This window comes from Alcaligenes endophyticus (assembly GCF_026344035.1).
In the GTDB taxonomy this organism is placed as follows: Bacteria; Pseudomonadota; Gammaproteobacteria; order Burkholderiales; family Burkholderiaceae_B; genus Alcaligenes; species Alcaligenes endophyticus.
Genome location: NZ_JAPKND010000003.1, coordinates 1 through 20,553 on the forward strand (window position 1 = coordinate 1; position 20,553 = coordinate 20,553).

Genomic DNA, 20,553 nt, shown 5'->3' on the forward strand with positions numbered 1-20,553 from the left:
ATTTGTTGTGTCAAGCGTTTTGTGAAAATAATTTAAAAATCTTTTAAACCGTTTTCTGCTTGCTGCTGCCTATTGGCAGCTCCTACAAACTTCACTTCACTCATCACTTAGTGCAAATTACTTACTGCAGCAATCTGTACTAAGGGATGACTTCTTCGTAACCTATAAAACAAACTTGTTTTTACTACCGCACAAACTTGTTTTTTAGATCACCCAGTAAGGTCGATAACTATAACACGGTGATTTTGATTTGTGCAAGTTATTTTCTTACCCTGTAAAACTGAATGGGCTGCCATTAGGCTAAACCGCACGCTGTGATACAGCTTGTTTGCTTATTACTACCTGGCTAAAACTTGGCCCGTAACGTTGTGTTGGTGGGTTGGTAAAGCGCTGATAAGCAACCAAGAACGAAACTATAGCAAGCCTAAATTAGTATTGCAAGCGTTTTGTAAAAAAAGAGGCTTAGTTCGTTTTTAGTTGAGTCTTTCTCTTTTCTCATGTCGCCTAGACCTCGCCAAACAGCCTGATAAGGCTGCCTTCTATATTAAAGGCGCATATGCATCTAAGTCTTTCGCCCCCACTCTACATATAGACGTGCCCAGACTTAGTGGAGCCTCCCAGCCCATTCATTGCTTTGCGTTAGCGCCCAGGCTTATTCGACCCCTTAATGTTCATGCTACATTGCGTCTGGAACAATATTCCCCTCTCCTTTACTTTCTTGCTCATCTAGTCACTACGCATGTTTCATTACTTTCAAACAACCGTACTCCGCAGTCTACGCATGTTTTTTGCCCTGGCTAAAATCATGGTGCCTATTATGATTGGTGTACGCATTGCCTATGAAACCGGTGTGATCACTTGGCTTGGACAAGGACTAACACCTGTAATGAGTGTGCTTAACCTCCCACCAGAAGCAGGCATTGTTCTGACCACCACCGCTCTAAGCACTATTTACGGCGGAATTGCGGCTATTTCTGCTTTAGGTGATAGTTTTATCCTTACCCACGCCCAGTTAAGTGCCATGGGTGCAATGATGTTAATTGCCCATAACCTTCCCGTTGAACAAGCGATTGTGCGTAAAGCAGGCGCGAGCTTCTGGTTCACCTTTGCCTTACGTACCAGTGTCGCCTTTGCTTACGGCGCGTTAATTAGTTGGTCTTGCTACTATTTAGACATACTTCAAGAGCCCGTCTCGTTGTCCTGGCTACATGGCGAAGCGCGCAATCATGAGTCATCATGGCTAGCGTGGGCCCACTGGATCGTTGGCAGCCTGAAGTCATTGTTTTTTACTTGGCTTATTATCTTGGGGTTGGTACTTACGTTAGACATTTTTGAACGCATCGGACTGACGCGATTATGTACCGCCTTGCTCACCCCGGTGCTTCGTTTTTCGGGCCTAGAGCCACGCGTCGCCCCCGTCACCACAGTTGGCGTGCTCTTGGGTTTGAGCTACGGAGGCGCATTGATTATTGAAGCCACCAAGCGAGAGAACTACAGCCCTCGAACACGCTTCTTAGCCCTCTCTTGGCTATCGTTATGTCATTCGCTGATCGAAGACACTTTACTAATCTTGGCGCTAGGGGCCAACTTATGGTTTATTTTAGTAGGGCGCGTGTTACTAACTATAGGCCTAATCGCTATCTTGGCTCGATTAAGCCGCCCCGGGTCACGCCTCTTCCAACTGTTTTTCGCACACTCTATGCTAGCCAAGACTGATAGCGCTGCTTAAAAGCGTGAACTTTAGGCCCCACCACCATTTGGCAGTATCCTTGCTGAGGGTTGCGCGCATAATAATTATGATGCTCGAGCTCAGCAGGCCAAAAAACGGCGTTATCTAAGATATGAGTAATAATGGGCTGACTAAATTCTGGTTGATACAGCTCTATCGCCTCGAAGGCCTGCTCACGTTGTGTGGCATCTTGGCAAAATATCGCTGATGCATACTGGGGGCCTATATCCGCTCCTTGACGATCAGGCGTAGTAGGGTCATGTGTATGAAAAAACACATCAAGCAGTTGTGTGAAGCTCAACTGCTTGGGGTCATAAACAATTTTCACTACCTCGATATGACCGCTTTCCTTGCTGCATACCTGCTCGTAGCTTGGATGCTCAATATGCCCCCCGCTGTAACCCGGCTCTACGGAAAGCACCCCTTTTAACGCACTGAATACACCTTCAGTGCACCAAAAACATCCACCGCCGAAGATGGCCGTCTCTTTCATCTCGTCCACTCCTAACACGCAAAATAAAAACCTTGTCGGATTTGTTTAACGATTGCCTATCAGCAGCATGTGCTGTCAGGCTCCCCCGTACGTCATAGTATAGTGGGCTACTTGGGCAATACACATGACATAAACGCTTCAACTCACTACGAATCGTAATCCAGTACAAATAGTCTCTTCCCTGTCTTGCTCGTCCCTTACAATTTCACGTGACTCGAGCCACATACAACAGGCTATCCTTTCCACACCAATCTTTGTCTTTATCTCGCATGCTTGTACATCCTCAATTTGATCCCATAGCGCTGCAGTTAGGCCCCATAGCCATACACTGGTACGGTCTGATGTACTTAGTTGGCTTCACCCTGGTCTGGGTGGCTGGTAACTGGCGCATAAAACACGGCAAAACCCAATTTACCTCAAAAGACCTTGAAGACCTGATTTTTTATTGCGTCTTTGGTGTGGTCATCGGAGGGCGCCTTGGCTACACCCTTATTTATCAACCGGCGTACTACTTACAACACCCCATCGAAATTCTTTACGTCTGGCAAGGTGGCATGGCGTTTCATGGTGGGCTGGTTGGGGTTTTACTGGTATTGGCGCTATTTGCCCGCTTCCGCCACTATCGCTTCCTAGAAATTGGTGACTTTCTTGCTCCTCTGATACCTCTTGGTTTAGCAGTGGGCCGCTTAGGTAACTTTATCAACGGGGAGTTATGGGGACGCACCACTACCGTACCATGGGCCATGGTGTTTCCACAGGCAGACCACCAAGCCCGCCACCCCTCTCAGCTCTACGAGATGGGTTTAGAAGGCATCATCCTGTTCTTGGTTTTATGGGTATTTTCTCGTAAGCCACGCCCCGTAGGTCAAGTCAGTGCGCTCTTTTTAACACTGTATGGCTGCTTTCGCTTCGCCGTCGAATACACACGTGAACCAGACGACTTTTTAGGCTTACTTAGCGCAGGATTGTCTATGGGGCAATGGCTCTCTTTACCCATGATCTTGGGTGGACTTATCCTATTTGTATGGAGTAGTCGCCAAGCTTTTCCTTCACGCCCATAACATACTCATTTTGGCTCGCACACAAAAAAGCCCACTTTGTACCTAGTTAACAATAACTAGCGCACAAAGTGGGCTTATATAAATGCCCCGCCATTGTCGTCAAGACCGGCATCCTGGAACCCGAGGTCCAAGATCGGTTGTCATCAGGTCAACTTCGGGTTCTTCCGCTAGAGAAGATCGCTCCCATTGACCAATCCAACAACCTGTTGCCATAAGCATTGGTTCAAGGAATGTATGGTCATGTCACGAGCAAGGCAGGGACTTACTGGTTGAAAACAAGAAAAACCTGCTTTCGAATTTGGTACTTTATAACGGCTTGCCTGGAACGCCTAACGCAGAATCCAACAAACTGTTCATGTCTTCCAGTTTACGCTTGAAATCGCCAAAAGCAACAGTGCTTAATGGCCCATCAGGGGCTTTAGCTGATAAAAGCTCATTAGCGATTTGTATTGCCGCCATCACAGCAATGCGTTCGTTACCTGATATCTTACCGCTTTCTTTGATGACTTGCATCCGCTTATCAACTAAACGTAGTGCAGACTGCAATTTATCTTTTTCTGCAGCAGGACATGCCAGCGAGTAATCTCGACCTAAAATAACTGTATCTATACGTTCCATTGTTTACTCCTGCGCCTGTTGATCACCGGGTAAGCGCATCAGCACAGCCCCCACTTGATCGCGCGCCAAGGCGGCAACCTCACGCAACACATTACTGGCCGCTTGCTCATTGCTTAAATCAATATGCAGTTGCTTATTCTGAGCGTGCACCTCGTCAATGCGTGCAGTCAGCTCACGCTGCACTTGCTCAGACTTCGCTTGTATGTCAGCTACCGTACTTTGGTGACTCGCCAAGTTAGTAGAAATGGAAGCGAACTCTGCCTGTTGGCGTTGATTCTGCTCGCGCAGGGCATCACGCTCGGCTTCTAGGCGTTTGAGACGGGCAAGCAGTTCCTGTCGTTCAGTCTGCAATTGACGGGACTGCTTTACGAGTTGACCAATGCGGTCAGCGAGAATATCGAGATCTTGCAACATGGACGTTATCGTAAACCAAGGATCAGTGTAGTGGCTAGAATAAATTAATACTAATCATAACCTTTCACCCATCTTTCCATAAGCTTTCAATTAACTTTCATTTTTCACTAAGCTCGCTTCTGACACTAAGCAAAACCCTAAGAAAACTTAAAAAACAGGGTAAACCCCAAAGAAATCAAGCCCTATAGCCCCCCCTGTCTCACTTAAGATGCGCCACTTTTATAGTAATGCGCATCCTTGACACACAACAAGCTGCGAACATTTCTATTCAACCGATAAGGCAACGACAATTGCATAGCTTGCCCAGAGGGGGATTTTTTCATATGCATATTAGAAACAAGCCAGACTTCTGGTCCGGCATTATGTTCATCGCTATAGGGGTGGCGTTCGCCCTAGGGGCTAGCAACTACTCTATGGGCACTGCAGCTCGCATGGGGCCCGGGTATTTTCCTTTTTGGCTAGGTACATGCCTGGCACTGCTTGGCGCGATTGTAGCGTTGGGCAGTTGTTCAAAAAAGGCAGAGGAAGCCGAGGTAGAACCCTTTGACTGGAAGATAGCGTTCATTGTGATCGGTGCTGTCGTGCTCTGCGGCGCGGCATTGAACTTCTTAGGCGTCTACATTTCAATCTTTCTACTGGTGCTTATCAGTAGCTTTGCCAGCCATGAATTCAGTTGGCCTGTCGCGCTCATTACTGCCGTGGCTTTGGTCCTTTTTGTGTGGCTAGCTTTCATCAAAGGCCTAGGCTTAGTCTTTCCCTTATGGCCGGTCTTTTTCGCCTAAGCCTGGAGTCTGAATTATGGATTTACTAGATAATTTAATGTTAGGGTTTTCCGTCGCTTTCACGGCAGAGAATCTAGTTTATTGCTTATTAGGCTGCTTACTAGGCACCTTAATTGGTGTATTGCCTGGTATTGGTCCGGTACCGACCATCGCCATGCTTTTACCCATCACTTACATCCTGCCTCCTGTCGCCGGCTTAATTATGCTTGCTGGAATTTATTACGGCGCGCAATACGGGGGGTCTACTACGGCAATTTTAGTGGCACTACCAGGGGAAACTTCCGCGGTGGTGACCGTATTAGATGGCCACCAAATGGCCCGTAACGGCCGAGCAGGTGCTGCCTTAGCTATTGCAGCGCTTGGCTCTTTCTTTGCCGGTTGCGTCGCTACTGTCCTGCTGGCAGGCTTTGCGCCCCCACTGGCACAGATCGCCTTTAAATTCGGGCCTGCTGAGTACTTCTCTCTCATGGTCTTGGGGCTCATCGGGGCCGTTGTGCTGGCATCTGGCTCACTGCCTAAAGCCATTTGCATGATTTTGCTCGGTCTACTATTGGGCATGATTGGCACTGACGTTAACTCTGGCGTTGCCCGTTTTGACTTCGGTATTCCTGAATTACAAGACGGTATTGATTTCGCTGTGGTGGCCATGGGTGTATTCGGTTTCTCTGAGATCATGAATAACCTAGAGCTACGTGATCAACGTGTAGATATCACCGAAAAAGTAGGTTCGCTTTACCCTAACAAAACAGAGTTCAAAGAAGCTTGGCCTGCCGTGGTACGCGGCACAGCACTAGGCTCTTGCTTAGGAATTTTGCCCGGCGGCGGCGCGGTTTTGTCCTCTTTCGCCTCCTATACACTGGAAAAGAAAATTTCGAAGCAGCCTGAGCGCTTTGGTAAAGGGCACCCTGCAGGCTTAGCCGGCCCGGAGTCTGCTAACAACGCTGCAGCTCAAACCTCCTTTATTCCTTTGCTAACACTGGGTATACCTGGCAATGCGGTCACCGCCCTCATGATCGGTGCTATGACCATTCATAATATCCAGCCAGGGCCTCAAGTAATGAGCAGTCACCCAGAGCTTTTCTGGGGTCTCATCGCATCGATGTGGATTGGCAACTTAATGCTGGTTATTCTTAATCTGCCTCTGGTTGGGTTATGGGTCAAACTATTGCGCGTACCTTACCGTATTCTGTTCCCTGCTATTCTTGTGTTTTGTACAGTCGGGGTTTATTCCTTAAATTACAACGTCTTTGATATCTGGGTCACTGCCGCCTTTGGTTTAATTGGCTACGTGTGGTCAAAACTACGCTGCGAAGGTGCTCCATTGCTGCTAGGTTTGGTGCTAGGACCTATGATGGAAGAACACTTCCGTCGCGCCCTACTCCTTTCACGCGGTGATTACAGTACGTTCTTTACACGGCCTTTGTCTGCCTCTCTACTTGCCTTAGCGCTTCTTTTAGTTCTAGTCGTCGCTTTGCCCAGCATCAAGAAAAAACGTGCTGAAACCTTTGTAGAAGAAGAGTAAATAGACTTTACGCTGCAACGCTAATTGCCAGCCGGTGCATCCCATGTTGAGGGCACCGGCTTTTTTATGTAGTAGAAAAACGTGCCGTAAGTAAACTACTCGCAAGCGGCCAAGGTGGCGCAAGGGCCCTCCAAGCCAGCGCTAAAGCTTGAGCAACTCACTTATGCAGTCGGCGTAATAGGCAATAAAGGAAAGCGCAAGGTGGCGCACAGGCCGTGGCCACCTAATTCATTCGAGTCACCGTCACTCAGTTCAATCGTACCGCCATTGCGCTGGGCGTACGTGAGTGCTATGGCTAAACCTAACCCCGAGCCGGAACCAGTACCGCGGCTAGCTGGCCCACCCCGGTCAAAGCGTACAAAAACGCTCTCACGCAAACTTGCGGCCAAACCGATACCATCATCCACCACACTGATCCACCCATGGGTATCATTTTTATCGGCACACACTGTAATTCGGCTGTGTGGGCCCGCATGACTGATAGCATTGTGGAGTAGATTGGATAGAGCCTCATGAACCTCTGCATCGTTCACCTGGACCCAAATCTTTCTAGGCTCACTAGATATGTCCTCTACGTCGCGCCACCCCATATCTTGTGATCGCTCACGCGCCCAAGGCACATACTGTAGAACCATCTCTTTGCCCAAGGCATACAAATCAACTGGCGCTGATTCGGGTGCTTCAGTTTGGCTTGCATGAGCCATAGCCAACAATTGCTCGGTAAGACGATTTGCCTGGCCTAACTGCCTGTTAATGGCCGCCAAAGACTCACGTACACGCACCAAATCCGGTTCACGTCGAGCATATTGAACTTGTGTCTGAATGATAGCTAAAGGCGTACGTAATTGATGTGATGCATCGGCCAAGAACTGCGCTTGCTTATCAAGTACCTGTCGGTACAAATCAATGTGGTGATTAACTGAACTGACCAATGGCACCACTTCTCGGGGTACGGCATGCAAATCCAGAGGGCTCAAATCATCTCTTTCTCGGCTACGCACTTCATGGCGCAGGGCATTCAAGGGCCACAGCGCTATCGCTACCGAGCACCAGACTAGCAAAACAGCCAAGGCCACCATACGAATATTGCGAAATAAACTTTCTCGCAACGCCTCTTGTTGCGTGCGCAATCGCATGTCTAGGCTCTCGCCAACCATCACCACAATTTGTCTATGTACACCCTTGTGATAGAGATCCCGCCATAATGCCACCATACGCAAGGTATCATTCCGATAGAACCCATCATAAAAGACAGGCATACCTTCGTGCTCGGCCAAGTTTTTGGGCCTAGGCAAGCCCTCTACACCAATCAGCTTTGTGGTCTTAATTCCATTGAGCACAGCACCCGCTAAAATTTGACCAGTGTCAACAATTTCTTCGACTTTGAAGTACTTACGATTACCCGGGCGTGATTCCAGCATGACTTGCGCATAAAAAGGCGGGTCGATGCGTAAGCTGCCGTCCGCATTAAACTCAACACTAGTTTCCAGTATTTTTGCCGGTTCCAACAAGGCACTATCGTAGACATTTTCAGTGATGTCACGCATGGCCCAGTAATCTTCCCAACTGTCGTAAAGCAGTAACGCCACGACACCGGGCATTAACAACGCAAGCAGCCAAAATCGTAAACCAAGATTCCAGCCGCTTAGCCCCCACCGAGTGCTCATGAGCGCGGCATCTCTTGAGTATTTTCTTCCAGCATATAACCTAGTCCGCGTACGGTAACAATATGCACATCGCTATGAGCAAGCTTCTTACGTAAACGGTGCAATACCACCTCAATGGCGTCCGGCCCTGCCTCGCTGTCGTGCTCAAACACCTTTTCGTGTAAACGCACTTTTTCGACGGGCATGGCCACATCAGTGATTAAGGCTAGCAAGGCGGCATGCTCACGAGGCGTAAGATGTAAGACCACAGAGTCCAATAAAAAAGCACGATTAACGGGGTTATATTCTAAAGAGCCGCATACAAGGCTGGCACTTTGCTGCCCACGGCTGCGGCGCAATAAAGCTAGTAGCCGCGCCTCTACCTCTTCCAGAGCGAAAGGTTTGCTGACAAAATCATCGGCGCCTAGGTTCAGTCCGCGAACTCTGTCGTGCAAGGCGCCTTGAGCCGTCAGTAATAAAACAGGAATCTCATTGCCCTGCGCACGTAGCTCACGCAACAACACTAAACCGTGCTTGTCGGGCAAACGTAAGTCCAGCACGACAGCATCGAACTCTTGCGAGGCTAAAAGCTCTTCTGCTCGCTTAGCATCAGGGGCATGCACAGGCAAAAAACCACTTTGCGCTAAGGCACGCTCAAGCCACGCCGCCATTTCCAATTCATCTTCAACCAAGAGGATGCGCACGTCTGCCTGACTCCTGCACGATATCTTTACTGCTTGCCTGCGACCGTTGACGCAGGTAACGATTTTCTTGTCGCTGCCGAAATAAAATTCCTGACAACTCATTGAGCGCTTGCATGTACACTTCTCGCTTGAACTCGATCACAGAATCGAGGGGTACCCAGTAATGGCTCCACCGCCACGCATCAAATTCAGGACTGGTCGTGGAGCGTAAACATACATCGCAATCACGCCCTATTAATCGCAGGAGAAACCAAATCTGCTTTTGCCCTTTGTAATGACCACGCGCTTCCCGCCGCACATAATGGTTAGGTACGTTATAGCGAAGCCAGTCTCGTGTCCGTCCCAATATACGAATATGTTCGGGGAGCAAGCCTACCTCTTCGTGCAATTCGCGATACATTGCTTGTACGGGTGTTTCACCGTACTGTATGCCTCCTTGCGGAAACTGCCACGCATGTTCACGCACACGCTTGCCCCAAAACACCTCATTTTTACGATTAACGAGGATAATTCCAACATTAGGACGGTAGCCTTCCCGGTCCAACATAGGCCACCTCTAAACGAATTCAATACAATTATACTGATTATACGTTCCTGACGAGTTCACTACCATGCATGCAAGCCAATATCATATTAATACGTTAAAAGAAGCCCCCACCGAAGCTGAGGTTGCTAGCCATCAGTTGATGACCCGCGCCGGCATGATACGCCGTGCGGCCGGTGGTATCTATACCTACATGCCCATGGGCTTGAAGGTATTGCGCAAAATAGAAGCCATTATCCGCGACGAAATGAACAAAGCCGGCGCTATTGAACTACTGATGCCTGTGGTTCAACCCGCCGAGCTATGGCTAGAGTCAGGTCGTTGGGAACAATATGGGGATGAATTATTAAGAATTAAAGATCGCCACCAACGCGACTTTGTATTACAACCCACCTCTGAAGAGGTCATCACGGATATTGCACGCAACGAGATTCATAGTTGGCGCCAACTTCCCATTAATTTCTACCACATTCAGACGAAGTTTCGAGATGAACGCCGCCCACGCTTTGGTTTAATGCGAGGGCGTGAATTCACCATGAAAGACGCTTATTCGTTTGATCGTGACGCCGAATCCGCGCAAGCCAGTTACGACAATATGTATCAGGCCTACATGAGCATTTTCAAACGCTTAGGCTTAGAGTTCCGTGCTGTAGCAGCCGACACCGGCTCTATCGGTGGCTCGCGTAGCCACGAATTTCAAGTAATCGCTGATACAGGCGAAGATCTTATTGTTTACAACCCAGACAGCGAGTATGCCGCCAATATTGAGCTGGCTGATGCTCCTTGCTTGTACGACGAGCGTGCTCCTGCGACGTCAGACTTAACTAAAGTCGCCACGCCGCAAGCCTCCAAATGCGAGCTGGTCGCACAATTGCTGGATCGCCCTCTGACAGACACCGTTAAGTCGGTAGTGCTTGCCACAGACACCGAAGAAGATGGCCAAACGCACACCCAAATCTGGTTATTGTTGGTGCGTGGTGACCACGAAGTGAACGACATCAAGGTATCCAAGCTAGACGGTTTTGAACAAGGCCACCGCTTAGCGACAGAGGCTGAAATTATTGAAACCTTCGGCTGTCAGCCTGGCTTCCTAGGGCCTATCAACACCGCCAAGCCGGTGCAAGTCATCGCTGATCTGAGCGTGGCTTACATGAGCGATTTTATCTGCGGCGCAAACGAAGCCGGCTTTCATTACAGTGGCGTCAACTGGGGCCGCGACCTGCCCGAGCCTATACAGGCCGACCTACGCAACGTGGTTGACGGTGATCCCGCACCTAATGGCGGACAATTGCGTATCCAACGCGGCATCGAAGTAGGGCACGTATTTTTTCTCGGTGACACCTACTCAAAAAAATTACAAGCGACTTTCTTAGACGCCAACGGCAAACCTGCCCTGATGCAAATGGGCTGTTACGGTATTGGTGTCAGCCGCATTTCAGCCGCTGCCATCGAGCAAAACCACGATGACAAGGGAATCATCTGGCCTCGCGCCATTGCTCCTTTTGAAGTGGTAATTTGCCCTATTGGCTATCAAAAAAGCGATGCCGTACGTCAGCAAGCCGACCAACTTTATGCTCAGTTACAAGCGCAGGGTGTCGATGTCATTTTGGACGATCGTGATATACGCCCAGGTAATATGTTCGCAGACTGGGAGCTAATAGGCGTTCCGGTACGTATTACGATTGGTGACCGAGGGTTAAAGGACGGCATCATTGAAATACAGACGCGTCGTGCTCATGACAGCAGCAAAGTAGCTGTAGATCAGGGTGCAACGTTTACGTTAGACCTACTACAAACACTTTAAATAAATGTTAGTTAGTGCGTTACTGTGCCCCAACACGACACAGTAACGTGCATAATCTGCTTACTTTACTATGGCAACCGAAACTAGTCGAAAAGACTCTGAGCTGCATATTCGCGTATATTACGAAGACACCGATGCAGGCGGAATTGTGTACTATGCCAACTACCTGAAATTCTTCGAGCGCGCGCGCACAGAATGGCTCAGGCAGCTCGGGGTAAACCAATCAGACTTAGCCGTAAGTGCCCAGCGGGTGTTTGTGGTTAAGCAAGTTGAAATACAATACAGCAAACCCGCTGCTCTAGACGACTTACTGACCATACGGAGTCAGATTACACATCTAGGAGCAGCCAGCATACACTTTCACCAAGAAGCGTGGCTGGAAAGGGAACTGTTATGTAGTAGTACCATCCAAGTCGTTTGTGTTGATGCGAACACGCTTCGTCCAACCAAATTTGATCTTAATTTACGAACTCTATTGTCAAAGGTTCAGGACTGACCATGCAAGCTACTAGCGAACTGTCGCTACTCTCGCTACTTCTGGATGCCAGTGTTCCCGTGCAACTGGTCATGTTGATACTCTTGGGTATTTCTGTGTTGTCGTGGGCTTATATTTTTAGTAAACGCACCACGCTCAAACGCACTCAAGAACAGACCCGCCGCTTCGAAGATGACTTCTGGGCAGGCGGCGACTTGACTGTACTACAACAGTCTATTGCAACTCGTCGAGATGAACACGGCGCATTAGCACGCATATTTGAATCCGGCATGACCGAGTTCATCAAAGCGCGCCGCAACCACACCACAGGCCCTGCTGCATTAGACGGCCCACGCCGGGCTATGCGCGCCAGCTACCAGCGTGAAATCGACAATTTGGAAACCCGCTTAAATTTCCTAGCGTCCGCAGGCTCAGTCAGCCCCTACATTGGCCTGTTAGGCACCGTTTGGGGGATTATGCATGCCTTTATCGGCCTTTCCGGCATGCAGCAAGCTACATTAGCTTCCGTCGCCCCAGGCATTGCAGAAGCACTGATCGCTACGGCAATCGGTTTGTTCGCTGCTATTCCGGCTGTTGTTGCCTACAACCGCTTCACAAATGAAATTGATCGGGTAGCTGTTCGCTTTGAAGGTTTTATTGATGAGTTTCTGAATATCTTGCAACGACAGGTGAATTAATGCCCTCTATGCGTGGCAATTCGCGCCGAGCCAATCGGCGCATCAAAAACGAGATCAACGTTGTGCCATACATCGACGTGATGTTGGTGCTATTAGTTATATTTATGGTGACTGCGCCCATGATCACTCCGGGCTTGGTCGAGCTGCCTTCCGTAGGGCAAGCTTCTGAAGTGCCAGCGACTCCCGTTGAGTTACAAATCAACAAAGAGGGGCAACTCGCCATCCGCGTGCGTGATGCAGGGTCAGAATTCCAAAATATCAGTAAAGAACAACTCCTTGATGAAGTGCGCAGCCGCATTGGGCCTGACAGCCCAGTAGTCATTGCCGCTGACGGCAAGGTACCTTACGAAGACGTCATGAAAATCATGGATACTTTACGCTCCAATGGAATTACTCGCCTAGGCCTGTTGGTCGATCAAGGCGCCGATGATTCCACCAAGCCTTAAGGCACCGGAGACTTACACAGCGTGACCAAGCCACTGACAAACGTCTTATTTGAATGAAGCAGAAAAAAATTTCTCTACGCTCCTCAGGCTCGCATCGCAGCGGCCAGCAAGACGACGACCGCCGAGGGCTGTTGTACGCCTTGCTATTGCATGGCGCGATCCTATTGGCTTTGCTGATTGGCCTCTGGACTTCTGCCCCCAAAACACCCGATGCTGTCCAGGTCGAGCTATGGATGGATGGAGATGCTCCTGATGCAGGCGATGTCAGCGAAGTTATTGAACCCACTCAAAGTTCCGAGCCTCAAGAGCAGCCTGCCCCAGAGCCTGAAGTAACACCTCCATCTCCCCCCCAGCCCGAGCCTACTCCCGAACCTGAGCCTGAGCCTACGCCTCCGCCTGTTCAAGAGCCCGAACCCAAGATAGAGGTCGACCCTGAAATCGCGCTAGAGAAAGCACGCCAAGAAAAGGCTGAACGAGAGCGACTGGCTCAGTTAGCCGCCGAACGTAAAGCGAAAGAAGAAGCAGAGCGTAAGGCCAAAGCGGAAGCTGAGCGTAAAGCCAAGGAAGAGGCTGACCGCAAAGCCAAAGCCGAAACAGAACGTAAAGCCAAGGAAGAGGCCGATCGCAAAGCCAAGGCAGAAGCTGAACGCAAAGAGAAAGAAGAAGCAGACCGCAAGGCCAAGGCAGACGCTGAACGTAAAGAGAAAGAAGAAGCAGACCGCAAGGCCAAAGCAGAAGCTGAGCGTAAAGCCAAGGCAGCCGCCGCTGCCAAAGCAGAGGCTGACCGTAAAGCCAAAGAAGAAGCGTTTCGCCAAGCCATGCGTGAAGGCACGCCAGGACGCCCAGGTGGAAACGCTGATCGCAATCAAGCAGGTGGCGGTGGTGGCAACACTGGCTACGGCGCCCTTGTGGCCAGCTGCGTACGACCGCGCGTTATCTATAATCACCCTGCACGCAGTGACGTGCGCGGCAATCCCACTTTACGGTATCGTGTCGACTTAAGCCCTAACGGTAACGTTAATAGTGTCCGAATTTTACGCTCCTCCGGTATTACTCAATTCGATGATGCCGTAGAAAAAGGTATTGCCAAGTGCAACCCGTTCCCAAAACCTCCCAATGGTAAGTATCCTTCATATATTGATGGTGATTACCGTATGTTTGAATAATCAGGAGATTGCATAATGACCGCCGCAAACCCAACTCTGGCCAGAGTACGCCGTCCTTGGCGGGCAATGGTCTCAGGGCTGCTAGCTATGGCTTCAGGCCTCATTATTAGCCAGCCCGCTCAAGCCCAACTACGCGTCGATATTTCTGGGGTGGGTGCTACCCAGTACCCTATCGCGATTGCCGACTTTGCTGATAACCCAGCCTCGCAATCCATCGCTGAAGTTATCCGCGCTGACCTCACCCGCTCAGGCCAGTTCCAACTCATTAACGCCACCGGCGCCAACCTAAACGTGGATAGTAGTATTAGTTACGATGAATGGCGTAACCGCGGAGCAGACTATCTCGCTTATGGTTCGGTCAGCGGTAATTCTGGTCAATATTCCGTGAGCTACCGCTTAGTGGATACGGTACGCCAGACCCAAATTGATGCAGTGGCCTTTGCAGGATCAGAAAAAGAGTTACGCCGTATTTCCCATCAAATTGCTGACCGTATTTATGAAAAAATCACGGGGGTACGTGGGGTTTTCTCTACTAGACTGGCATATGTGTTGCAAACAGGCAACAGCTATGAGTTACAAATTGCAGACTCCGACGGCCAAAATCCACAGGTAATGCTGCGCTCAAAGCACTCAATTATTTCACCGGCATGGTCTCCTGACGGAAAAAAACTAGCCTACGTCAGCTTCGAAAATGACAAGCCAGTGATCTATGTACAGACCCTTGCAACGGGACATCGTGAGCCCTTAGCCAACTTCAAAGGCAACAACAGTAGCCCTGCATGGGCCCCAAACGGGCATGAACTGGCAATTGTGCTGTCTCGAGATGGCATTTCTCAGATCTATACGATCAATAGTGATGGCTCTGGTTTGCGTCGTGTAATGCGCTCACCACTCATCGACACTGAGCCCGCTTTTACCCCCGACGGACGCTCCTTAGTATTTGTAAGCGATCGTGGTGGCGCACCAAATATTTATAAAGTTGACCTAAATGGAGGCGATGCACAACGCATAACCTTTAACGGGAGTTACAATATCTCACCGGAGGTCTCTGCAGACGGTACTAGTCTTGTATACGTCACACGCAGAAACGGTGCATTCCGAATTGCCATTCAAGATATGGCAACAGGAGCCGAGCAACTACTGACGACAGGTCCCGACGATCAGTCTCCGAGTTTTGCCCCTAATGGGATGCAGATCTTGTATAGCTCTGTTCAGGGGGGACGCAGTGTTTTAGCTGTCACATCGGTGGATGGTCGAGTACGTCAGACCCTCTCGTCCTTGAACGGCAAAGTTCGCGAACCCACCTGGGGACCATTTACCAACTGACATCCTGTGTGACTCTTTTTCAAAGGAATTCAAATGAGCTCGCGCATTTTTAAAAGTTTATCCATTGCCGTAATTACCGCCGCTTTAGCTGCATGTAGTTCGGTGCCTCTGGACGAAACAGCAGGTTCCAGCACTGGCAGCGGCACTGGCTCCGACTCTGCTAGCACTGGTCAAATAATGGATCCGTTCAATCCTCAAAGCCCATTGGCGCAACAGCGCTCTGTGTACTTTGACTTTGACGGTTACGCAGTACCGGATCAATACCGCAACCTGGTTGAGATGCATGCTTCTTACCTAAGCAGCCATCCACAGCAGACAGTACGCATTGAAGGCAATACCGATGCCCGTGGCGGTACCGAGTACAACCTAGCACTAGGTCAGCGTCGCTCTGATGCAGTAGCGCGCATGATGAACCTGTTAGGCGTAAACAACAATCAAATTGAAGCGATTAGCTTCGGTAAAGAGCGCCCTAAAGCACTCGGCACCACAGAGGCTGATTACGCTGAAAACCGTCGTGCGGATATCGTTTACCAACGTTAATCTCTGCCCGACTTAATGCGGTCCCAACGCCGTGGCCTTTTTGTGCCGCGGCGTTTTTACTGGTACAGGATTTCTTTATGCACGCTTATTTCAAGCCCGTACGCTTGGCTGCTCTTAGTCTAGCCCTGTTAGCTTACTTGCCTGCCCAAGCCTTTGCAGATGATGAAGCACGCCGCGCGATTCTCGAGTTGCGTCAACAAATGCAACAGATGCGCGAACAAAACCAGCAAGCTCGTTTGAATTTGGCCGCTCAGGTGGACAGCTTAAGAGCTGAAATCGTGACACTACGAGGTCAGGTGGAAAAACTCAGTTGGGAAACTAATAACCTGCGTCAATCTAACAATAACAACAACGATTCAGGTATGACCGCCAACGACCCACAAGAGCAGGCCGTTTACGATAGCGCTATGGATCTTTATCGAGCAGGCCAATACCAAGAAGCCGCTGCAAGCTTAAGCGCTTTCTTAGATGCCTACCCAAGTAGTGTTTTACGCGACGACGTGCGCTTCTATCACGGCAGCAGCCTATATGCACTCCGCGACTACAAATTAGCCTCCCAGACACTACAAAGCTTGGCTAAAGAAGCCCCTCAGTCTACACATGCCGCCGATGCGTTAATGGTAGCCGCCTCTTGCCAAATAGAACTGAACGATTTAAACGGTGCTAAATCGCTACTACAACGTATTGTGAAAGAGTACCCACAATCGGAAGCTGCCGACACAGCCCGCAGCCGATTGAAATTGCTCGAGTAATATCCCTCCGTAGCAAGGCATATGAAAGAGTTAGTAGGCTTACAACAAGCTTTTAACGCCCGTCAATACCAGTATCACGCCATCGTATCGGGCCAAGGCCCGCTACTACTGCTGATACATGGTTCTTTATGCGACTGGCGTTATTGGCGTTGGCAAATTCCTGAGCTGTCTGAACATTACACCGTCATAGCACCAAGCTTGCGCAACTATTGGCCCAACGCTCCCAGTAACCTGGGGTTTAGCGCGCACACTCATGCCCAAGACCTACTCTCGCTACTACAGCAGTATTACCCCAATCAATGCGTACATATCCTTGGCCACTCAAGGGGTGCACACGTAGCCTTAGAGCTTTATCGCTTGTATACCACACAAGTCCTCAGCCTAGTTCTGGCTGATCCCGGCTTGCCCACAGGTAGCCAATACTCGAGCCAGCCTTTATTGGACCAAGTCGTACAACGCTTACAGACAAACTCTCAGGAAGAAGCCCTAACCCTATTTATTGATACTGTAAATGGTTCGGGCACATGGCGACAAATGGCCCGCTGGTTCAAGCAAATGGTCGCAGACAACGCCAATACTCTACCATTGCAACAGCAAGAAGGTAGGGCTGAGGTCGACTTGCATTTTTTACGCGAGGCTGACGTACCCCTGTACTTCATTACCGGAGAACAAAGCCCAACCCGTTACCATTACTGCATGCAGTTGATCGCGCAGCAACAAACGCCCTTGAATAAAATTGTTATCGAGCATGCGGCACACGGAATGAACTTAGCTAACCCCAAAGCGTTTAACCAGGCAGTGCTAGACTGCCTGAAGGAAAAAGGCTAAGGCGTACCTTAACCATGCTTTAGTAAAGCGTTATCAATAAGACTGCGTTTTGGGTGAACGTAACTCACATGTTGTGACGGTTTTAGTATGATCAGCGTACAGCAACTCTAACTGTATCGTGCCGCCCTGCTGTAAGGGTTGAGTTGCCTGCTCTAGCATGACATGCAAACCACCTGGCTCAAAGCCTACTGCTGTGCCTGCAGGTATCGCTACACTGGCCGTATGACCCATATGACTCATACCATCTTTATGCGTAGTTTCGTGCACCATCACATCGGCGTGCGCCGACGAACGCGCAGCAATAACGGCAGTATCCTGCTGCCCTTGGTTATGTACCGTGAAATAGGCAGCTGATGGTACGGTTCCTGGTAAGAGACGCACCCAACACTTTTCGACATGCACTTGAGTATTAAGGCTAGCCTTATCAAACTGCGCAGTAGCGGTACTGTGATGGGCCCCTGATTGATGATCGTGCTGGTGAGCAGCGCCATGATGCTGTGCCAGCACTGCAGGGGAAAAAGCCAAGGTAGCAGCCAAAAAAATCCATTGATTCATGAAAGTAACTCCGTACGTGGTAAAAAATATTGATATTTAGCTCAAAACACGTACTACAGGAGGGGCGCGTGCCCATAAACTAGAATAAACAGTGGGTATCGTTTGGAATTGAAAAGCAGGCAGCCAAGCTAGACGAAATACTGGTAGTAATGCAGGCCCAAATAGCGCACCGCCGCTAGTTTTTAACCAGCCCGACTGGGCCTGTGCTGAAAACAGGCAGTGCTGGCTCGTATCAAGGTAATGGTGTTGCTCGTCTGCTTCAAGTAAACCAAGTAATGATTGTTGTGCTGCATTCAATCCCACATGACAAAAAGTAAGGTGTGGGTAAGGGCTATGCTGCGCAGGCATATATCCCAGCGGTATCCACGCACGCACCATCATCGCCAGCGTGACGATAACGACGGTCCAAGAAAAATACCGGCTAGTGAGCCTAGGCGAAAAACAAAACATAGCGGTAAAGTGTACTATGAGAGCGCTGCTCATACAGTAATCAATATGACTGTCGCTTACTGTACAAGCTGCTACAGTCAATGCAAGCAATAACGACAACTCTTTTGATCATGAACATAACGACAACCACTAATCAGCCCCATCCAGGAAAAATAAGTGTGGCGCAGTTTCGTCAACTACTTGCCGACTTGCACCCTTTCGCCGCCATATTAGACATAGAGGTGATTAGTATTGGCGCAGACTCTGCTACCCTACTCTTGCCTGATCGAAGTTCTCATCAGCGTTTAGGGGGTATGGTGGCCGGCCCCATGCTGATGGGTTTGGCAGACCTAGCACTTTATGCGGCGGTAGTAGGTGCTACAGGTAATGCCGATGCGGTAACATCTAGTCTGAGCATCAATTTTTTGCGTAAAGCACCTACTGGCGGCATACTTGCTCACGCCAAAATACTGAAAACAGGGCGAATCTGTGCCGGTGACGCTACCCTAGTGCCTGCCCTAGGCGGTGACCCCGTAGCGCATGTTATCAGTACCTGGTCGCTTCCGCGTATTGCCTAAATCGTAACTTTTCCATGTCATCTAGCTCCAACTGGCATACTGGCTGGCGGCCTGAACTCATCGCCTCCTGTCGCTTAGGTGCGCCTCTTATTCTCACCAACTTAGCGCAAATAGCCTTACTCACCACCAACTTGGTTTTTATCGGTCAACTTGGAGCGGATGACCTAGCCGCCGCCTCACTGGCGGCAAGCTTATATCAAGCTTGCATGATTTTTAGCATGGGTTTGGTATCTGCTGTTATCCCCATGCTGGCCAGTACCTTAGGTAAAAATCGTCATGATGTGCGCGGTGTGCAAAGCATTTTGCGCCATGGCCTACTCAGCGCCCTGCTGATTTGCTTACCTATTTGGTTTTTACTATGGCACGTAGAACCCATTCTATTGCTCATGGAGCAAGACCCCGCTGCTGCTCGACAAGCTCAGCAATACATGCATAGCTTACAGTGGGCGCTACTGCCCTACTTGGCTTACATCGTACTACGCTCTTTTTTAGCCGCTATGGAAAAGCCACTGTGGTCGTTACTGATCGCCAGTGCAGCAATTATTGTCAACGCTCTACTTGGCTACGCCTTAGTATTCGGACATTTTGGTTTGCCCGCCTTGGGGGTTGAAGGTGCGGGAATTGCCACCGGATTAGCCAGTGCCTTTATGTGTACGAGCATGATTTGGATCATCATACGCCAACCCCACTTCCGCCGTTATCATGTGTTTCATCATCTGACTCAGATACAAGGCAAGGTACTATGGGAAATGTGGAAACTGGGCATCCCTATTGCAATTACCTTTACCCTAGAAACCATGGTCTTTTATGCTGCTGTCATGATGATGGGGCTGATTGGTAAGGATGAGCTAGCTGCCCACGCGATTGCCATGCAAATATCAGCCATTTCTTATATGATTCCCCTCGGTTTTGGTCAGGTGGCCACCATACGTGTGGGTCTAGCGGCTGGCCGTATGCAGCCCCAATCCGCGGCGCTAGCCGGTTGGACATCCTATACCTTAGGCGTCGGCTATATGTGCATTTCTGCCTGTTTCCTATGGCTATTTCCTAGCCTATTAGTGGGCATTTTCCTCGATGTGGAAGATCCGCAAAACTTAGTCGTAATTGCTTTAGCCGCTCAATTCATTACACTTGCCGCCCTATTTCAGATAAGTGACGGTGCCCAAGCTGTCGCGGCTGGCATGCTGCGTGGCTTGCATGACACGCGCACCCCTATGCTGTTGGCCTTATTAGGTTATTGGGTACTAGGCGTACCCATAGGCGCCTTCTTGGCATTTAAGCTCGGAATGGGCGGGGTAGGTATCTGGATAGGCTTAATTACTGGATTATCTATCGTGGCCGTCTTATTGACGCTACGTTGGCGGCATCGTTCACACCGTTTGCTACGCGAGCGTGCTGTCCAACAGTAAAAGAAAAACGGATCAGCATTCAGCTGATCCGTTT

23 protein-coding genes and 1 other RNA gene are annotated in these 20,553 nt (G+C 49.6%); 15 read left to right on the plus strand and 9 right to left on the minus strand.

The features are described 5' to 3' along the window. The first annotated feature begins 739 nt into the window (after positions 1 to 739). Positions 740 to 1,729, plus strand: coding sequence for a nucleoside recognition domain-containing protein (locus OSH01_RS06470; protein WP_266123267.1), 990 nt, complete (start codon positions 740 to 742; stop codon positions 1,727 to 1,729). Here the strand turns inward: OSH01_RS06470 and msrA are convergent. Further along, the gene (msrA, locus tag OSH01_RS06475) at positions 1,698 to 2,222 is read right to left on the minus strand and encodes a peptide-methionine (S)-S-oxide reductase MsrA (RefSeq protein WP_266123268.1); all 525 of its coding nucleotides are present in this window, start codon (positions 2,220 to 2,222) and stop codon (positions 1,698 to 1,700) included. The two genes, OSH01_RS06470 and msrA, sit on opposite strands and share 32 nt — an antisense overlap. Positions 2,223 to 2,491: 269 nt before the next feature. Between msrA and lgt the strand changes: the two genes are divergently transcribed. Continuing rightward, entirely contained in the window at positions 2,492 to 3,283 is a 792-nt protein-coding gene (gene lgt, locus OSH01_RS06480; RefSeq protein WP_266123269.1) for a prolipoprotein diacylglyceryl transferase, read from the plus strand. Positions 3,284 to 3,363: 80 nt separating this feature from the next. On the opposite strand, the gene ssrS is transcribed toward lgt, so the two are convergent. The 3 genes from ssrS to OSH01_RS06495 form a co-directional block, all read right to left on the minus strand. Beyond that, positions 3,364 to 3,547: non-coding RNA, 6S RNA (gene ssrS, locus OSH01_RS06485), on the minus strand. Between the two features lie 42 nt (positions 3,548 to 3,589). After that, positions 3,590 to 3,901, minus strand: coding sequence for a cell division protein ZapA (locus tag OSH01_RS06490; RefSeq protein ID WP_266123270.1), 312 nt, complete (start codon positions 3,899 to 3,901; stop codon positions 3,590 to 3,592). A gap of 3 nt (positions 3,902 to 3,904) precedes the next feature. Beyond that, complete coding sequence (locus OSH01_RS06495) at positions 3,905 to 4,315, minus strand: hypothetical protein (RefSeq protein WP_266123271.1); 411 nt, start codon at positions 4,313 to 4,315, stop codon at positions 3,905 to 3,907. A 323-nt stretch (positions 4,316 to 4,638) separates the two neighbouring features. Between OSH01_RS06495 and OSH01_RS06500 the strand changes: the two genes are divergently transcribed. Then, entirely contained in the window at positions 4,639 to 5,097 is a 459-nt protein-coding gene (locus OSH01_RS06500) for a tripartite tricarboxylate transporter TctB family protein (protein WP_266123272.1), read from the plus strand. A gap of 16 nt (positions 5,098 to 5,113) precedes the next feature. Then, the gene (locus OSH01_RS06505) at positions 5,114 to 6,619 is read left to right on the plus strand and encodes a tripartite tricarboxylate transporter permease (protein ID WP_266123273.1); all 1,506 of its coding nucleotides are present in this window, start codon (positions 5,114 to 5,116) and stop codon (positions 6,617 to 6,619) included. A 161-nt stretch (positions 6,620 to 6,780) separates the two neighbouring features. On the opposite strand, the gene OSH01_RS06510 is transcribed toward OSH01_RS06505, so the two are convergent. Genes OSH01_RS06510 through OSH01_RS06520 form a run of 3 tightly spaced genes read right to left on the minus strand, consistent with a single transcriptional unit; the run spans position 6,781 to position 9,516 of the window. After that, the gene (locus tag OSH01_RS06510; RefSeq protein WP_266123274.1) at positions 6,781 to 8,286 is read right to left on the minus strand and encodes a sensor histidine kinase; all 1,506 of its coding nucleotides are present in this window, start codon (positions 8,284 to 8,286) and stop codon (positions 6,781 to 6,783) included. Next, on the minus strand, positions 8,283 to 8,969 hold the full coding sequence (locus OSH01_RS06515) for a response regulator (protein WP_266123275.1): 687 nt from the start codon (positions 8,967 to 8,969) through the stop codon (positions 8,283 to 8,285). Before OSH01_RS06515 ends, OSH01_RS06510 begins: the two co-directional genes overlap by 4 nt. Next, on the minus strand, positions 8,950 to 9,516 hold the full coding sequence (locus OSH01_RS06520; protein ID WP_266123276.1) for an RNA pyrophosphohydrolase: 567 nt from the start codon (positions 9,514 to 9,516) through the stop codon (positions 8,950 to 8,952). Before OSH01_RS06520 ends, OSH01_RS06515 begins: the two co-directional genes overlap by 20 nt. A gap of 64 nt (positions 9,517 to 9,580) precedes the next feature. Between OSH01_RS06520 and OSH01_RS06525 the strand changes: the two genes are divergently transcribed. The 9 genes from OSH01_RS06525 (at position 9,581) to OSH01_RS06565 (ending at position 17,548) form a co-directional block, all read left to right on the plus strand. Further along, complete coding sequence (locus OSH01_RS06525; RefSeq protein WP_266123277.1) at positions 9,581 to 11,317, plus strand: proline--tRNA ligase; 1,737 nt, start codon at positions 9,581 to 9,583, stop codon at positions 11,315 to 11,317. Between the two features lie 70 nt (positions 11,318 to 11,387). Beyond that, complete coding sequence (gene ybgC / locus OSH01_RS06530; RefSeq protein WP_266123278.1) at positions 11,388 to 11,813, plus strand: tol-pal system-associated acyl-CoA thioesterase; 426 nt, start codon at positions 11,388 to 11,390, stop codon at positions 11,811 to 11,813. 2 nt (positions 11,814 to 11,815) lie between these two features. Further along, positions 11,816 to 12,490 carry a protein TolQ gene (gene tolQ, locus OSH01_RS06535; RefSeq protein ID WP_266123279.1) on the plus strand — a complete coding sequence of 225 codons (675 nt, stop codon included), beginning with the start codon at positions 11,816 to 11,818 and terminating at the stop codon, positions 12,488 to 12,490. After that, entirely contained in the window at positions 12,490 to 12,936 is a 447-nt protein-coding gene (gene tolR, locus OSH01_RS06540; protein WP_266123280.1) for a protein TolR, read from the plus strand. Before tolQ ends, tolR begins: the two co-directional genes overlap by 1 nt. A 53-nt stretch (positions 12,937 to 12,989) precedes the next feature. Next, positions 12,990 to 14,102 (plus strand): cell envelope integrity protein TolA, encoded by a 1,113-nt coding sequence (tolA, locus tag OSH01_RS06545; protein ID WP_266123281.1) that lies wholly within the window; start codon positions 12,990 to 12,992, stop codon positions 14,100 to 14,102. A 66-nt stretch (positions 14,103 to 14,168) separates the two neighbouring features. Next, the gene (tolB, locus tag OSH01_RS06550) at positions 14,169 to 15,428 is read left to right on the plus strand and encodes a Tol-Pal system beta propeller repeat protein TolB (RefSeq protein WP_376918069.1); all 1,260 of its coding nucleotides are present in this window, start codon (positions 14,169 to 14,171) and stop codon (positions 15,426 to 15,428) included. 33 nt (positions 15,429 to 15,461) lie between these two features. After that, a complete protein-coding gene (gene pal / locus OSH01_RS06555; RefSeq protein WP_266123283.1) occupies positions 15,462 to 15,968 on the plus strand; it encodes a peptidoglycan-associated lipoprotein Pal in 507 nt (168 codons plus the stop codon). Between the two features lie 77 nt (positions 15,969 to 16,045). Beyond that, a complete protein-coding gene (gene ybgF, locus OSH01_RS06560; protein WP_266123284.1) occupies positions 16,046 to 16,720 on the plus strand; it encodes a tol-pal system protein YbgF in 675 nt (224 codons plus the stop codon). A gap of 21 nt (positions 16,721 to 16,741) precedes the next feature. Then, positions 16,742 to 17,548, plus strand: coding sequence for an alpha/beta fold hydrolase (locus OSH01_RS06565; protein WP_266123285.1), 807 nt, complete (start codon positions 16,742 to 16,744; stop codon positions 17,546 to 17,548). A gap of 33 nt (positions 17,549 to 17,581) precedes the next feature. Here OSH01_RS06565 and OSH01_RS06570 read toward each other — a convergent pair whose 3' ends face one another. Beyond that, positions 17,582 to 18,103, minus strand: a complete 522-nt coding sequence (locus OSH01_RS06570) for a copper chaperone PCu(A)C (protein ID WP_266123286.1) — start codon at positions 18,101 to 18,103, stop codon at positions 17,582 to 17,584. A 36-nt stretch (positions 18,104 to 18,139) separates the two neighbouring features. After that, positions 18,140 to 18,586, minus strand: a complete 447-nt coding sequence (locus tag OSH01_RS06575) for a hypothetical protein (protein ID WP_266123287.1) — start codon at positions 18,584 to 18,586, stop codon at positions 18,140 to 18,142. Positions 18,587 to 18,663: 77 nt separating this feature from the next. Here OSH01_RS06575 and OSH01_RS06580 point away from each other — a divergent pair, with 77 nt between their 5' ends. Both OSH01_RS06580 and OSH01_RS06585 read left to right on the plus strand, forming a co-directional pair. After that, positions 18,664 to 19,110, plus strand: a complete 447-nt coding sequence (locus tag OSH01_RS06580) for a PaaI family thioesterase (RefSeq protein ID WP_266123288.1) — start codon at positions 18,664 to 18,666, stop codon at positions 19,108 to 19,110. Positions 19,111 to 19,124: 14 nt separating this feature from the next. Further along, complete coding sequence (locus OSH01_RS06585) at positions 19,125 to 20,519, plus strand: MATE family efflux transporter (RefSeq protein ID WP_266123289.1); 1,395 nt, start codon at positions 19,125 to 19,127, stop codon at positions 20,517 to 20,519. Positions 20,520 to 20,553 lie beyond the last annotated feature (34 nt).

Bases quoted from the DNA above. Each gene is read 5' to 3' on its own strand.
- OSH01_RS06470 (WP_266123267.1), top strand. From the start codon at position 740: ATGTTTCATTACTTTCAAACAACCGTACTCCGCAGTCTACGCATGTTT.
- msrA (WP_266123268.1), bottom strand. From the start codon at position 2,222: ATGAAAGAGACGGCCATCTTCGGCGGTGGATGTTTTTGGTGCACTGAA.
- lgt (WP_266123269.1), top strand. From the start codon at position 2,492: ATGCTTGTACATCCTCAATTTGATCCCATAGCGCTGCAGTTAGGCCCC.
- OSH01_RS06490 (WP_266123270.1), bottom strand. From the start codon at position 3,901: ATGGAACGTATAGATACAGTTATTTTAGGTCGAGATTACTCGCTGGCA.
- OSH01_RS06495 (WP_266123271.1), bottom strand. From the start codon at position 4,315: ATGTTGCAAGATCTCGATATTCTCGCTGACCGCATTGGTCAACTCGTA.
- OSH01_RS06500 (WP_266123272.1), top strand. From the start codon at position 4,639: ATGCATATTAGAAACAAGCCAGACTTCTGGTCCGGCATTATGTTCATC.
- OSH01_RS06505 (WP_266123273.1), top strand. From the start codon at position 5,114: ATGGATTTACTAGATAATTTAATGTTAGGGTTTTCCGTCGCTTTCACG.
- OSH01_RS06510 (WP_266123274.1), bottom strand. From the start codon at position 8,286: ATGAGCACTCGGTGGGGGCTAAGCGGCTGGAATCTTGGTTTACGATTT.
- OSH01_RS06520 (WP_266123276.1), bottom strand. From the start codon at position 9,516: ATGTTGGACCGGGAAGGCTACCGTCCTAATGTTGGAATTATCCTCGTT.
- OSH01_RS06525 (WP_266123277.1), top strand. From the start codon at position 9,581: ATGCATGCAAGCCAATATCATATTAATACGTTAAAAGAAGCCCCCACC.
- ybgC (WP_266123278.1), top strand. From the start codon at position 11,388: ATGGCAACCGAAACTAGTCGAAAAGACTCTGAGCTGCATATTCGCGTA.
- tolQ (WP_266123279.1), top strand. From the start codon at position 11,816: ATGCAAGCTACTAGCGAACTGTCGCTACTCTCGCTACTTCTGGATGCC.
- tolR (WP_266123280.1), top strand. From the start codon at position 12,490: ATGCCCTCTATGCGTGGCAATTCGCGCCGAGCCAATCGGCGCATCAAA.
- tolA (WP_266123281.1), top strand. From the start codon at position 12,990: ATGAAGCAGAAAAAAATTTCTCTACGCTCCTCAGGCTCGCATCGCAGC.
- tolB (WP_376918069.1), top strand. From the start codon at position 14,169: ATGGTCTCAGGGCTGCTAGCTATGGCTTCAGGCCTCATTATTAGCCAG.
- pal (WP_266123283.1), top strand. From the start codon at position 15,462: ATGAGCTCGCGCATTTTTAAAAGTTTATCCATTGCCGTAATTACCGCC.
- ybgF (WP_266123284.1), top strand. From the start codon at position 16,046: ATGCACGCTTATTTCAAGCCCGTACGCTTGGCTGCTCTTAGTCTAGCC.
- OSH01_RS06565 (WP_266123285.1), top strand. From the start codon at position 16,742: ATGAAAGAGTTAGTAGGCTTACAACAAGCTTTTAACGCCCGTCAATAC.
- OSH01_RS06570 (WP_266123286.1), bottom strand. From the start codon at position 18,103: ATGAATCAATGGATTTTTTTGGCTGCTACCTTGGCTTTTTCCCCTGCA.
- OSH01_RS06575 (WP_266123287.1), bottom strand. From the start codon at position 18,586: ATGAGCAGCGCTCTCATAGTACACTTTACCGCTATGTTTTGTTTTTCG.
- OSH01_RS06580 (WP_266123288.1), top strand. From the start codon at position 18,664: ATGAACATAACGACAACCACTAATCAGCCCCATCCAGGAAAAATAAGT.
- OSH01_RS06585 (WP_266123289.1), top strand. From the start codon at position 19,125: ATGTCATCTAGCTCCAACTGGCATACTGGCTGGCGGCCTGAACTCATC.